18 protein-coding genes are annotated in these 13,703 nt (G+C 67.9%); all 18 read left to right on the forward strand.

Going from position 1 to position 13,703, the window contains the following annotated elements; all coding sequences use genetic code 11:
- Positions 1-29: 29 nt before the first annotated feature.
- The gene (locus tag G3O06_RS28910) at positions 30-236 is read left to right on the forward strand and encodes a tail protein X (protein WP_174916720.1); all 207 of its coding nucleotides are present in this window, start codon (positions 30-32) and stop codon (positions 234-236) included.
- A gap of 16 nt (positions 237-252) precedes the next feature.
- Positions 253-597 (forward strand): putative holin, encoded by a 345-nt coding sequence (locus G3O06_RS28915; protein ID WP_069246837.1) that lies wholly within the window; start codon positions 253-255, stop codon positions 595-597.
- Between the two features lies 1 nt (position 598).
- Positions 599-865, forward strand: a complete 267-nt coding sequence (locus G3O06_RS28920) for a phage holin family protein (RefSeq protein ID WP_089424212.1) — start codon at positions 599-601, stop codon at positions 863-865.
- A gap of 3 nt (positions 866-868) precedes the next feature.
- Positions 869-1,714, forward strand: a complete 846-nt coding sequence (locus G3O06_RS28925; protein ID WP_205818282.1) for an N-acetylmuramidase family protein — start codon at positions 869-871, stop codon at positions 1,712-1,714.
- Positions 1,711-2,151, forward strand: coding sequence for an Rz-like lysis system protein LysB (lysB, locus tag G3O06_RS28930; RefSeq protein WP_174916724.1), 441 nt, complete (start codon positions 1,711-1,713; stop codon positions 2,149-2,151). The genes G3O06_RS28925 and lysB overlap by 4 nt, the downstream gene beginning before the upstream one ends.
- Positions 2,039-2,275 carry an Rz1-like lysis system protein LysC gene (gene lysC / locus G3O06_RS49270; RefSeq protein WP_241020298.1) on the forward strand — a complete coding sequence of 79 codons (237 nt, stop codon included), beginning with the start codon at positions 2,039-2,041 and terminating at the stop codon, positions 2,273-2,275. Before lysB ends, lysC begins: the two co-directional genes overlap by 113 nt.
- Positions 2,268-2,717 (forward strand): phage tail protein, encoded by a 450-nt coding sequence (locus tag G3O06_RS28935; RefSeq protein ID WP_205818283.1) that lies wholly within the window; start codon positions 2,268-2,270, stop codon positions 2,715-2,717. Before lysC ends, G3O06_RS28935 begins: the two co-directional genes overlap by 8 nt.
- A gap of 578 nt (positions 2,718-3,295) precedes the next feature.
- Positions 3,296-3,982 carry a phage baseplate assembly protein V gene (locus tag G3O06_RS28940; RefSeq protein WP_174916727.1) on the forward strand — a complete coding sequence of 229 codons (687 nt, stop codon included), beginning with the start codon at positions 3,296-3,298 and terminating at the stop codon, positions 3,980-3,982.
- The gene (locus tag G3O06_RS28945; protein ID WP_174916728.1) at positions 3,979-4,341 is read left to right on the forward strand and encodes a GPW/gp25 family protein; all 363 of its coding nucleotides are present in this window, start codon (positions 3,979-3,981) and stop codon (positions 4,339-4,341) included. The genes G3O06_RS28940 and G3O06_RS28945 overlap by 4 nt, the downstream gene beginning before the upstream one ends.
- The gene (locus G3O06_RS28950; protein ID WP_205818284.1) at positions 4,338-5,252 is read left to right on the forward strand and encodes a baseplate J/gp47 family protein; all 915 of its coding nucleotides are present in this window, start codon (positions 4,338-4,340) and stop codon (positions 5,250-5,252) included. Before G3O06_RS28945 ends, G3O06_RS28950 begins: the two co-directional genes overlap by 4 nt.
- A complete protein-coding gene (locus tag G3O06_RS28955) occupies positions 5,245-5,787 on the forward strand; it encodes a phage tail protein I (RefSeq protein WP_205818285.1) in 543 nt (180 codons plus the stop codon). The genes G3O06_RS28950 and G3O06_RS28955 overlap by 8 nt, the downstream gene beginning before the upstream one ends.
- 6 nt (positions 5,788-5,793) lie before the next feature.
- Positions 5,794-8,388, forward strand: a complete 2,595-nt coding sequence (locus tag G3O06_RS28960) for a phage tail protein (RefSeq protein ID WP_205818286.1) — start codon at positions 5,794-5,796, stop codon at positions 8,386-8,388.
- Positions 8,389-8,403: 15 nt separating this feature from the next.
- Complete coding sequence (locus G3O06_RS28965; protein WP_205818287.1) at positions 8,404-9,120, forward strand: tail fiber assembly protein; 717 nt, start codon at positions 8,404-8,406, stop codon at positions 9,118-9,120.
- Between the two features lie 60 nt (positions 9,121-9,180).
- Positions 9,181-10,353, forward strand: a complete 1,173-nt coding sequence (locus tag G3O06_RS28970; protein WP_205818288.1) for a phage tail sheath protein — start codon at positions 9,181-9,183, stop codon at positions 10,351-10,353.
- A 28-nt stretch (positions 10,354-10,381) separates the two neighbouring features.
- Positions 10,382-10,891, forward strand: a complete 510-nt coding sequence (locus tag G3O06_RS28975; protein ID WP_048251463.1) for a phage major tail tube protein — start codon at positions 10,382-10,384, stop codon at positions 10,889-10,891.
- Positions 10,892-10,974: 83 nt separating this feature from the next.
- Positions 10,975-11,346, forward strand: a complete 372-nt coding sequence (locus G3O06_RS28980) for a phage tail assembly protein (RefSeq protein WP_174916791.1) — start codon at positions 10,975-10,977, stop codon at positions 11,344-11,346.
- 8 nt (positions 11,347-11,354) lie between these two features.
- Complete coding sequence (locus G3O06_RS28985; RefSeq protein WP_006484104.1) at positions 11,355-11,468, forward strand: GpE family phage tail protein; 114 nt, start codon at positions 11,355-11,357, stop codon at positions 11,466-11,468.
- Positions 11,469-11,483: 15 nt separating this feature from the next.
- On the forward strand, positions 11,484-13,703 hold a 2,220-nt coding region (locus tag G3O06_RS28990; protein WP_205818289.1), incomplete at its 3' end, for a hypothetical protein.

The raw sequence follows: 13,703 nt of genomic DNA on the forward strand, positions 1-13,703 counted from the left end.
GTCGCTCTCCCGCATCGGGAGCGCCGGCCATGATCGTGCGCACCTTGCAGGGCGACACGGTCGACGCGCTGTGCTGGCGCCATTACGGCCGCACGGACGGCACCGTCGAAACCGTGCTCGAAGCCAACACCGGGCTCGCCAGCCTCGGCGTCGTGCTGCCGGCCGACACGCCCGTCCATTTGCCGCCGCTCGACACCGCCACGCGCGCACGGCCGTTGCTGCAACTGTTTGACTGACCCTGGAATCGCCTGCATGGCCGAACCGAACCTCACTACCGCCGCGATGCTGTCCGCCGCGATCGGCGTCGCCGGGCTCGCGCCCGGTATCGACGGCAACGCGCTGATCGGCGCGTTCACGGGCGCCGCGCTCGTGGTCGTCACGTCGAAGGAAATCGGCGTCGCACGGCGCGCCGCGTACCTGCTGATCTCGCTCGTGATGGGCTATCTCGCCGCACCGGAAATCGTCGGCGCCACCCCGATCCATTCGACGGGCGTCGCCGCGTTCTTCGCGGCCGCGCTCGTCATCGCCGTCACGCTGCAACTCATCGAACGGGTCAAGACGCTGGATCTGCTCGCGCTGTTCCGCAAGGGGGGATGACATGCCGCTCCCGCTCGTGCTGATCGCGCTCTGCGCCCACGTCGCCGTGCTCGTGCGCGTGCTCACCTACCGGCGCAACGGCGCGCGGCACCGGCATCGCGCGTCCTGGTTCGCCTGGATCGTCGTGGCTGTCGCCGGCGGCGCATCGATCGAATTGCTGCTGCATGCCGGCTCCGTCGGCTTCTTCGAAGCGGCCACCGCCGTCCTGCTGGCGATGTCCGTCTGCGGCACGCGCGGCAACGTCGCACGCCTGCTCAGGAGTGAATGAATCATGAAGACCCGCCGCCTCGGCGACCACGGCGACGACGTCGGCCTGCTGCAACGCCGGCTGATCCGCGCCGGCTATCCGGTGCAGGTCACGCACCTCTATGACGCGGCGACCGAAGCCGCCGTCGTCGCGCTGCAACGGAGGACCGGCCTCGTCGACGACGGCATTGCCGGCCCGAAGACCTGTGCCGCGCTGGCCACCGGCCAGCGCGACCCGAAACACCTCGCGCTCGCCGATCTCGAACGCGCCGCATGCACGCTCGACGTACCGCTCGCGTGCGTTCGCGCGGTCAATGAAGTCGAATCGCGCGGCGCCGGGTTCCTGCCCGACGGCCGGCCCGTGATCCTGTTCGAACGCCACGTGTTCTGGAAGCGGCTGCAGGCACGCGGCATCGATCCTGAGCCGTTCGCGGCGCGGCAGCCGGACATCGTGTCGCGCACACGTGGCGGCTATCGCGGCAGCGCCGCGGAATACACGCGCCTCGCGCTGGCCGAGTCGATCGATGCCGGGGCCGCATGGGAATCCGCGAGCTGGGGCGCGTTCCAGGTGATGGGCTATCACTGGGAACGCCTCGGCTATGCCGGCATCGACGAATTCGTCGCGTGCATGGAAAGCGGCGAAGCCCAGCACCTCGACGCATTCGTCCGTTACATCGCGGCCGACAACGCGCTGCGCCGCGCGCTCGCCGCCCGCCAGTGGGCCGCATTCGCACGCGCGTACAACGGCCCCGACTACGCGGCGAACCTCTACGACGTCAAGCTCGCGCGCGCCTACGACCGCTATGCGTCGCAACCGGCCGCGTCGACGCCGAGCGGATCTGCATCAGCCGGCGCCACGCCTGCGGCATGAACGGGCTCGCCGTGAAATTCGCCGTCTGCGTCGCCGCGCTTGCCGCGTGCGCCGCCGCGGCGCTGTACCTGCATGCGCTGCGCGCCGACCTCGGCTCCGCGCGGCAGCAACTCGTCGACGCACGACAGGCGCTTGCCGGGCGCGACGACATCATTTTGCGCATGCGGCAGGACGCCGCCGAACGCGCACGACAGCAGGCCCGGCTCGACCGTTCGCAGGCCGCGATCGCATCGAAGCTCGACGCCACTCGACTTGAAAACCGGAGATTGACCGATGAAAACGCCGCGCTTCGCGCCTGGGCTGGCACTCGTCTGCCTGACGACGTTGTCCGCCTGCAAGCCAATCCCGCTCTCACCGGCGCCGACGCTTACGTCGAATACGTGCCAGACGGTGAGCCCGTGCACGCTGCCGATGCTCGCGCCCCGCACCAACGGTGAGCTCGATGCCGCGCTCACGCTCGCGAAGGCTGCGTGGGCGACCTGCGCAGCGCAAGTCGACATGATCGCGGCGTGCCAGGCCGGCTCGCCCGCAACCAACCACGGAGCGCATCCGCATGATTAAGCCGGACAGCCTGCGGCGGGCGCTCGTCGCCGCGATCCCGTCGCTCGGGACCGAACCGGGCGCGCTGACCGTGCTCGTCGAGCAAGGGTCGATCGCGACGACCGGCACGCTCACGCCGTCGTTCGAATACCGGTACACGGCCCACGTGCTCGCGACGAATTTCTCCGGCGACACGGATCCCGTGTTCGTCGCGCTGGTCGAATGGGCACGCGCGAACCAGCCGGATCTCGTGACGAACCCTGCAGCGCGCGCGAGCGGCATCATCTTCGAGGTCGGCATTCGCGAACCGGCGGCAGTCGACCTGTCGATCCGGCTGGCGCTGACGGAAAGCGTCAACGTCACGACCGGGCCCGATGGCAGACACGTGATCACCCACGTCGACGACACGCAGGTCGATCCGGCCAACACGCTGACCTGGGTCGCGCTGCCGCAGATCAGGTAAGCCCGCCTTCCCGCACACGGCATCGTAGCCGTGTGCGGTCGAGCGAACGCCGTGCGCCGCGCGTGCGCGGTTTTCTGCAGCATTCAATCGTCCCTGCAACGGCTGCGCGTCGCAGCCGGCCATCTCGTTTCACCCACCTCGTTTCACCCACCTCGTTTCGCCCACCTCGTTTCGCCCACCGTGGCGAATCCGCATGCCGCGATCGCAACGCCGATCGCCAGCTCGCGCATTGCCGTCGAATCAGCCAGCGTCGACGGCGTCGTCCGTGGCGGCACCTCCGTCCGCCGCTGCACCGGTGCTCCGTCCATGAGTCTTCCCGCCGCCACACACCCGTCTGCCTTTCACCGCCACGCGATCCGCTGCACCTCCGCCCCTGTCTCCTTCCCTTCCGACGTCGATCCGCTCACGCATTCCAGCCTCACGACGACATCGCCCAGGCGCACGACGCCATCCTCACGCCGACCGGTGTTGCGATTCTCGACGCGCGCCTTCGCGCCGGCATCCGGCGCGCGCTGTCCTCGCCGCGACGACACAGGCCATCGCTCGCGCCCTGACTGCCCGGCCGTCACCATGGCTGCATGGACGCAAATGAAATTCAACGGCAGGCACGCAACGCGGTGCGCAAGGGAACGATCCTCGCGGTCGACCATGCGGCCGCGTTGTGCCGCGTCTCGGTCGGCGACGCCGACTCAGACGGCAGCGGCCTGCAGACCAACTGGATTCCGTGGGTCGCCGGCACCGCAGGCGGCACACGCGACTGGCTGCCGCCGACGCCGGGCGAACAGGTCGTGCTGCTCTGCCCGATGGGCGATCCGGCGCAGGGCGTCGCGCTGCGCGGCGTCTATTCGAATGCCGCGCCGGCCCCGGCATCGAGCCCGGACACCCACGCACGCGTCTACCCCGACGGCGCGAGCATCACGTACGACCACGCCGCGCATGCGCTCACGGCCGAGCTGCCCGCCGGCGCGACCGTGCGCGTCGTCGCGCCGGGATCGGTCGTCGTGCAAACCCGCGACGCCACCGTGAAGGCCGAGCGCATCACGTTCGACGCGCCGCAGACGACCTGCACCGGCGCGATGACGGTCAAGGGTCCGTTCGCCTTCGAATCCGGCATGACCGGCAGCGGCGGTGCCGGCGGCGGCGCCACGATGCAGATCGACGGCGCGGCCACCTTCACCCGTGAAGTGAAATCCCAGGGCATCAGCCTCCCGCATCACACGCATCGCGAACAAGGCGATGGACAACTCGTGAGCGCACCGCAATGAAAGGCATGAACGCGAACACCGGCCGCTCGATCTCGGGCCTGGACCACTTCTACCAGTCGATCGGCAGGATCGTGACGACGCCGCTCGCGACGTGCGTGAAACGCCGCACGTTCGGCTCCGAACTGCCCGACCTGATCGACGCACCCGGCAACGGCACCGTGCGCACCCGGCTGTACGCGGCCGTCGCGACGGCGCTCATGCGCTGGGAGCCGCGCCTGACGCTCACCCGCGTCGTGCTCGCCGCGGACGACGCGAACGCGGCAGCCGGGTCGGTCTATCTCGACATCGAAGGCTGGACCGGCGAGAACGGCACGGCCGTGTCGACCCGCGTGCCGATGACGAACGGGAGCCCCGCATGAGCGTGACGCCGATCGACCTCTCGCAGTTGCCGTCTCCCGACATCATCGAAGCGATCGACTACGAAGCCCTGCTTGCCGCGCGCAAGGCACGGTTCGTATCGCTCTACCCGGCCGGTGAACAGGCCGAGATCGCCGCGACGCTCGCGCTCGAATCGGAGCCGGTCGTGAAGCTGCTGCAGGAAAACGCGTATCGCGAGATCGTGCTGCGGCAGCGCGTGAACGACGCCGCGCGCGCCGTGATGCTCGCCTACGCGGTCGGCACGGATCTCGACCATCTCGCCGCGCTGTTCGGCATCCGGCGCCTGACGATCACGCCCGCCGATCCGGAACACAACATCGCGGCGGTCATGGAAAGCGATACCGACCTGCGCGCCCGCACGCAGCTCGCGCCGCAGAGCCTGTCCGTCGCCGGCCCCGAAGGCGCGTACGTTTCGCACGCACGCAACGCGGACGGCCGTGTGCTCGACGCATCGGCGGTCAGCCCGGCCCCGTGCGAAGTCCTCGTCTCGGTGCTGGCGCGCGATGGCGACGGCACGGCGGACCCGGCACTGATCGCCGCGGTCGCGGCCGCGCTGCAGGCCGACGACGTGCGGCCGCTCACCGACCAGGTCACGGTGCGCGGCGCGGAAATCCTGCGCTACCAGGTGCGCGCGCGGCTCGTGTTCTTTGCCGGCCCGGATCGCGCGGTGGCGCTCGCGGAAGCCAACCGCGCGATGAAGAAATACACCGAATCCATGCACCGCCTCGGGATGGAAGTCACGCTCGACGGGATCTACGCGGCCGCCCGCGCGGCCGGCGTGCAGAAGGTGATCCTCGAGAGCCCGCTCGCCGGCCTGCCGGCGACCAAGCAGCAGGCGCCCTACTGCACCGGGATCGAGCTGATCGACGGCGGGGTGTACAGCAATGACTGATGTCCTTCCGCCGAACGCGACGCGGCTCGAACGCCGGCTCGCCACGACGAACGCGCGTATCGACGACGTGCCGACGCCGCTCGCGACGCTGATGAATCCGGACGCGATCCGGTCCGACCTGCTGCCGTGGCTCGCGTGGCACCTCGGCGTCGATGCCTGGAAGGATTACTGGCCCGAGTACGTGAAGCGCGCGCGGGTCAGCCAGGCGATTCCGATCGCCCGCCGCAAGGGCACCGCCGCCGCGGTGCGCGAAGTCGTCGCGGCCTTCGGCGGAAACATCGTCCTGCGTGAATGGTTCGAGCAGCGCCCGCCGGGCCGGCCCGGCACGTTCGACCTCGTGATGACGGTCAGCGGCCAGGAAGGCAAACCGCCGACCGCCGAATACGTCGCCGACATCCTCGCGGAAATCGACCGGACCAAGCCGGTACGGGCGCACTACACGTTCACGCAGGGCTTCGAGATGCGGGGCCGACAACCGGTCGGCGCCGCCGCGCGCGTGGCGGCCTATCGCCGCCTGAACCTCACCGACTACTGATCGCACATGGCAACCCAGATCATCATCACCGACACCGGCCGTGCCGCGCTCGTCGCCGCCGGCAACGGCGGCACGAATGCCCACCAGGTCGTGGAAATCGGCCTGGCGAACGCGCCGTTCGTCGCCGACAAGGGGCTCACGAAGCTGCCGAACGAGCTGAAGCGGATCAAGTCCTTCGGCGGCGCCAACGTCGCGCCGGACACGATTCACACGACGCTGAAGGACGACACCGCAGACCAGTATTCGCTGTATGGGTTCGGCCTCTACCTCGAGAACGGCGTGCTGCTGGCCAGTTATGGCCAGGCGACGCCGATCATGGAGAAATCACCGGTCGCGATGCTGCTGCTGTCGTCCGACCTGCAGTTCGCGACGATTGACGCGACACAACTCGTGTTCGGCGATGCATCGTTCCTCAATCCGCCGGCGACCACCGAGCGGCAAGGCGTGGTCGAGCTGGCGACACAGGCGGAAGTGAACGCCGGTGCGGACGATACACGCGCAGTGACGCCGAAAACCGCCGCGTCGCGATACGCGGCATTGACCGGGGCGAAGTTCACCGGCCCGGTCTTCACCGAGTTCGATGCAGGTCCGGACAGCGCGCACGTCACGATTCGTCCGCCGACCGGCAAGAACGGCCGGGAAAGCCGCGTGCGCCTGCACGGCACGTTCGGCGGCAACCACGCCGATATCGGGACGCGCCTGGTCGCGACGGTTCGGGCGGGCTTCGACAACGGGGCGTGGGGACGCGAGTACGTCGATCTGTGGGTCAACAAGACCGGTAACGACGCCGAGACCGATACGAACCAGGCGCGCGCCCTGCGCATCACGTCCGGCGGCCGGGTGCTGGTCGGCAATGGCAGCGTGGACGACGGCAACACGACGCTGCAGGTCGCAGGCAACGCCAAGGTGTCGGGAACGCTCTATTCCACGGCATCATCGATTCAGGCGGCGGGTTCTGGCACGGGCTACGCGACCCTGTTCCTCACCAATCCGGATTCCTCAAAAGTGCGCTGGACGGTGTACAAGGAAGATTCGGCAGAGGGCGTCGGCAATGCTGGTTCCCACTTCGGCATCAATTCGTTTGACGACAGCGGCAACCAAACGCGACGCCTGTTCATTCGACGCGACACGGGAACCGTGAGCGTGACCAAGCGCCTGACCGTCGGCGACATCGGCGACGACGGCCGGAACGTGATCCAGGTCGGAGGAAATGCCACGTTCAAGGGTGGGTTGACCTCGCGCGAAATGGACGCCAACGGTGCGCATTTCCGCGCGATCTCCAACGACTACGGCGCCCTCCTGCGCAACGACGGCACGAACGTGTATCTGCTGTCGACGAACAAGGGCGATGCGGAAGGTCAGTGGAATGATCTCCGTCCGTTCGCCTGGACGCTCGCCGACGGGACGGTCCGGATCAATGGCAGCGGGGCAATGACCTACATCGGCGGCGAACTTTTCGTCGGGACGAGCACTGCCGAAGCGCACATCAGGCTCGGCTCCGCCGCTGGATATATCTACGGCAACGCCGGATCGGTTGGCTGGTGGGGAGGTAATTCTGGCGCATTCCAGTATTTCACGGAAGACCGAACTTTCCGGGTAGACAGCAAACCGGTATGGCACACCGGCAACCTCCCGAATCCGATCCAGTCGACCGGCTTCGCGATGTCGGCCGGCGCACAGATTCTCGCAGCGGAAGGCACGCCATCTGCGCCCGGCATTACGTTCATCAACGACGGCAAACCAGATACGGGCCTGTACCACATCAACGACGGTTCGTTCGGCGTGACCTGCAACGGGATTCCGCAGGGTTCGTTCACGCCGGACGGAACGGTCTTCCAGACACCCGTGCAAGGCCCGACACCCGCGACGGGCGATCGGTCGAAGGCGCTGGCCACGACCGAATGGGTGCTGGCCGCCCTCTCGACGGCGACCGTCGGCCAGATCGTTTTCGAGCCGCGCACGCTGCCGCGCGCCGGGTTCCTGAAAGCGAACGGCGTGCTCGTCAATCGTGCCGACTACCCCGCGCTTTGGGCCTATGCGCAGGCCAGCGGCACGCTCGTCTCGGACGATGAATGGCGCAACCAGCGATGGGGTTGTTTCTCGTCCGGCGACGGCTCGACGACCTTCCGCCTGCCGGAGCTGCGCGGCGAATTCATCCGGTGCTGGGACGACGCCCGCGGCGTCGACACCAACCGCATCCTCGGCTCGTGGCAGGACAGCGCGAACCGCTCGCACGGCCACGGCGCCAGCGCGGCCGAAGTCGGCGATCACGCGCACTCGGCCTGGACCGACGGGCAGGGACAGCACGGCCACGGCGTCAATGACCCCGGCCACGCACACGGTGTCCGGATGGGTCGGGTCGGCGTCGTCGCCACCTCCTACGGCCAGGGCTGGGGCCCGTACAACTGGGACCGGCAGGACATGCACGGCACCGAGGGCGCAGGTACCGGCATCTGGTTGAGCGAAGCCGGCAACCACGGCCACAACGTTGGCATCGGCGGCTCCGGTCGCCACAGCCACGCCATCACCGTCAACCTCGACGGCGCCAATGAATCGCGTTCGCGCAACGTCGCGCTGCTCGCGTTGATCCGTGCTTATTAACCTGGACCCCGAAACATGCTGATCCACCACTACAACCAGTCGACCGGCGAATACCTGAGCAGCGGCCAGCCCGACGCCGATCCGCGCAACCCCGAACGCTGGCTCGTGCCGTCATGGGCGACGTTCGACGCGCCGCCGGCGCGCACGCCGACGACCTGGCCGTTCTATCGCGACAACGCGTGGACGCTGCTGCCGGACTTCCGTGGCCGCCTTTGCTATCGCACCGACACGGGCGAAGCAGTCGAAATCGCGACAGCTGGCAAGACACCCGACGAACTCGGCCTCACGACCGAACCGCAACCGTCTCCGCGCCACGCATGGATCAACGGCGCATGGGCGATCCCGGCCGAGCTGCTCGAGCGCGAGAAACGCGACGCCGCGATGGCCGAGTTCGAGCGCCGGCTGGAAGCCGCACGCAAGGCCAACGCCGGCAAGGCCGACGCCTACGCAGCCGGCCTGCTCGATGACGAAGGCATCTACTACTTCAAGGCCTGGTCGGCCTACCAGATGGCACTCGTTTCGGTCATCCAGGCCGACACGTTCCCCGATTCGGTGACGTGGCCGACTACGCCGGCGCCATACGTACCGCCTCCGCCTCCGCAGCCGGAAACGAAGCCGCAGCCGGAACCGGAATCGAAGCCGACGCCGCAGCCGCAGCCGCAGCCGGACCCGCAACCCCAGCCCGACGAACCAAGCGCACCTGCAGTTCCGGTCGCGGACCCCGCGGCCTGATCCGCACGGGATTTCTCCCGTCCTCTTTCATCTGATCTGCACACACAGGAGCCACACACCATGCCGCAGGATTATCACCACGGCGTACGCGTCATCGAAATCAACGAGGGCTCGCGCCCGATCCGCACCGTGTCGACGGCCGTCGTCGGCATCGTCTGCACCGCATCCGACGCCGACGCCACCGCATTCCCGCTCGACACGCCCGTCCTGCTGACCAATGTCGTTGCCGCGCTCGGCAAGGCCGGCACCAAAGGCACGCTGCGCCGCACGCTCGACGCGATCGGCCGGCAGACCAAGCCCGTCACGATCGTCGTGCGCGTCGCCGAAGGCAAGGACGCCGCCGAGACGGCAACCAACGTGATCGGCACCGTCACGGCCGACGGCAAGTACACGGGCATGAAGGCGCTGCTCGGCGCACAGGCGCGCTTCGGCGTGAAGCCGCGCATCCTCGCGACGCCGGGCCTCGACACGCAACCCGTCGCCGCGGCGCTCGCGTCGATCGCGCAGTCGCTGCGCGCATTCGCATACGTGTCGGCCAACGGCTGCAAGACGAAGGAAGAAGCCGTCGCCTATCGCAAGCAGTTCAGCCAGCGCGAACTGATGGTCGTCTGGCCGGACTTCCTCGCGTGGGACGACACGACCAACAAGACCGTCGTCGTGCCGGCCACCGCGTATGCGGCCGGCCTGCGCGCGAAGATCGACAACGACACGGGCTGGCACAAGACGCTGTCGAACGTCGGCGTGAACAGCGTCACGGGCATCAGCGCCGACGTGTCGTGGGACCTGCAGGATCCGGCGACGGACGCAGGCTTCCTCAACGAGCAGGACGTGACGACGCTCGTGAACCGCAACGGCTTCCGCTTCTGGGGTTCGCGCACGTGCTCGGACGATCCGCTGTTCGCGTTCGAGAACTACACGCGCACCGCGCAGGTCATCGCCGATTCGATCGCCGAAGCGCAGATGGCCATCATCGACGGCCCGCTCAACCCGTCGCTGCCGCGCGACATCATCGAGACCATCAACGCCAAGTTCCGCGAATGGATCTCGCAGGGCTACCTGATCGGCGGCTCGGCCTGGTACGACCCGGAGCCGAACACGACCGACGTGCTGAAGTCCGGCAAGGCGTATCTCGACTACGAATACACGCCGGTTCCGCCGCTCGAAAACCTGATGCTGCGCCAGCGCATCACCGACCGTTACCTCGCCGATTTCGCCGCGCGCGTGAGCGCGTAACGACCGGCCTCACCAGGAGTCAAACACGATGGGTATGCCTCGCAAACTCAAGGGATTCAACCTGTTCCAGAACGGCGAGAACTTCGTCGGCCAGGTTGTCGAAGTCACGCTGCCGAAGCTCACGCGCAAGATGGAGGACTACCAGGGCGGCGGCATGAGCGGCCCGATCAAGGTCGACTTCGGGCAGGAAGGGATCCAGCTCGAATGGACCTGCGGCGGCTTCATGCGCTCCGTGCTCGGCCAATACGCGATCACGAAGCACGACGGCGTGCTGCTGCGCTTCGCCGGCGGCTACCAGTCCGAGGATTCGACCAACGTCGACGCGATCGAGATCGTCATCCGCGGCCGCCACAGCGAAATCGACCCGGGCACCGCGAAGTCGAAGGAAGACACCGCGTTCAAGGTCACGACCGTCGCCAGCTACTACAAGCTGTCCGTGAACGGCCAGGACGTGATCGAGATCGACTTCGTCAACATGATCGAGAAGGTCAACGGCAACGACCTGTTCGCGGCGCTGCGCAACGCGATCGGCCTGTAATCCGCCGCCCGGCCGGTTACGCCGGCCGGGCCTGCCCCCGCACTTCCCCCCGACAGATCACCGACAGGACCACCATGAACCCGATGCAACCCGACCCGGCCGCGAACGACTCGCAGGCCGATGCGTCCGCCGTCACCGCGATCGCGGCGCCCGACCAGGACGATCCCGCCACCCACACGCTCGACACGCCGCTCGTGCGCGGCAACCAGACGATCACGTCGATCACGCTGCGCAAGCCGAAATCGGGCGAGCTGCGCGGCGTGTCGCTGTCCGACCTCGTCAGCCTCGACGTCGTCGCGCTGTCGAAAGTACTGCCGCGCATCAGCTCGCCGATGCTGACCGAAGCCGACGTCGCCGGCATCGACCCCGCCGACCTCGTGCAGCTGGGAGGCATCTTCGCCGGTTTTTTGATGCCGAAGGCCGTGAAATCCCGACTGGCCTCCCAGACCGCGTAGAAGACCCGATGGCAGACATCGCGACGGTGTTCGGCTGGACACCGCCCGTGATGGATGCCTTCAGCCTGGCCGAGCTGATGGACTGGCGCGAACGCGCACGAGTACGCGCCGGCGCCCAATGAGCGAAACGATCGACGATGGACAACACCACGAAACTGCGCGTCATGTTCGACATGGTCGACAACATGACGAAGCCCCTGCAAATGATGCTGACCGGCAACAAGGGGCTGGCCGATTCGCTGCGGGCCACCCGCCGCGAGCTGGATGACATGGCGAAGACGCAGAAGCGCATCGGCGAGTTTCGCGAGATGCGCAAGGGCCTCGCCAATACGGCATCGGATCTCTCGGCGGCACGCGCGCGCGTCGACACGCTTGCCCAGTCGCTGCGCGCGACCCGCTCGCCGTCGCAACAGATGATCAGCGACTTCAACAAGGCGCAACGCGCGGCCGAGAACCTGGCGTCCGCGCACCACTACCAGGCCGGCCGTGTACAAGCCGTGCGCACCCAGCTCGCCGGCGCGGGCATCGACACGCGCAACCTGTCGCGGGACGAGCGCAACCTGCGCGCGACGATGGCGTCGCGTGCGTCGATGATCGACGCGGGGGTACGCGGGTACGACGCCCAGCGCCAGCAGCAAGCCGACGCCCGGCGCGCCAGGATCGACGCGCTGCGCGGCACCGGCGAGAAGTGGGCGGAACGCGGCAAGGCCGTCAAAGGCGTCGGCAAGGATATGCTCGGCATGCTGTCCGATCCGCTCGACGCCGCGAAGCAGGCCGAGAGCGAAACGCTGCGCATGCGCGCGGCGGGTGCGTCGGCCGATGCGGTGAAGTTCGCGCGCGCGCAGCAGGCCTATGGCCTGTCGACCATCGACAACCTGAGCCTGATGCGCGAGTCGCTGTCGGCGGTGGGCGGCGACGAGCAACGCGCACGGGTCGCCATGCCGGTGCTCGAGGCCATGAAATTCGCGAACGAGGCGCTGTTCGGCAAGGAAGACGCGAAGAAGAACGTCGACCAGTTCATGGGCATGGTGAAGGTGATCGACCTGCGCGGCGGCACGAAGGATGACGCGGCGGTCCTCGCCGAAGCGAACATCGTGCAGAAGATGCAGACGGCGACCGGCGGCAAGGTCAGCAGCGACGAGTGGAACAATTTTGCCGAATCGGGTGGCGCTGCAGCCAAGAAGTTGCGCACCGACGCGTTCTATTACCAGATGCAGCCGATCATCGAGAAGCTGGGCGGAAAGTCGGCCGGAGCAGGCCTCGCGGCGTTGAACGGCAGCACACTCCAGGGCAAGGCGGCCGGGGCCGCCGCGCAGCGGATGATGGCGCTCGGCCTGGTCGATCCGAAGCTGGTCCAGCACAAGACGAACGGCGCGATCACCGGGCTCAAGCCCGGCGCGCTGACGGGCAGCGCCATGCTGCAGGCGTCGCCGTTCGAATGGCTCGAAAAGGTGCTGCTGCCGAAGCTCGCCGCCAAGGGGATCACGAGCCCCGACAAGGTCAAGGCCGAGCTGGCGAAACTGTTCCCCGACAAGGCCGCGGGGAACCTGCTCACGACGATGTACGACCAGCGCGAGCAGATCCACGACACCGAGCGGCAGAGCGCCGCCGCCGACGGCATCACCGGCATGCGGGCGAAAGCCGCGGATTCGACCGCGGGCCGCGAGCTCATCGTCCTCGCGCATTTGCGCGACCTGAAGCTCGAGATCGGCGAGAAGATCACGCCGATGTACAACGCGGCACTGGACGTCACCGCCACCGTACTCGAGAAGATCGTGAAGTTCGTGCGCGAACACGGCACGGCCACCCGCATCCTCGCCACGGCTTTCGCAGGGCTGGGCGGCGTACTCACGGTCGTGGGCACGCTGGCGAGCGTTTTCGGCAACGTGCTCGGGTCGGTGAACGTGCTCCGCTTCGCGACGTCGATGGTCGGTGCGCTCAGGCTCGTCGGGCAGGCATTCATGGTGCTCGGCCGGCTCGCGCTGGCGAATCCGCTGATGTTCGTGATCGGCGTGATCGCGGGGGCCGCCATCTACGTCTGGCAGCACTGGGACACGCTCGGCCCGATGTTCATCGCGCTGTGGGAAACCATCAAGGACGCGTTCGGCGCGGCCGGCGACTGGATCACCGCGAAATGGGACGCCACCGTCGAGTGGGTAAAGACCTCGATCGGCGGCATCGGCGACTGGTTCGGCGACCTCGGCACACGCTTCCAGGAAGTCGGCGCCAGCGTGGTGTCGGGGCTCGTCGAAGGCATCAAGAGCCGCTACAGCGCGCTGAAGGAGACGATCAGCGGCCTGGGCAGCTCCGCGCTCGGCTGGATCAAGGAAAAGCTCGGCCTGCAGGCTTCGACCACG

It is taken from the genome of Burkholderia sp. Ac-20345 (assembly GCF_017104825.1).
GTDB classification, from domain to species: Bacteria; Pseudomonadota; Gammaproteobacteria; order Burkholderiales; family Burkholderiaceae; genus Burkholderia; species Burkholderia lata_B.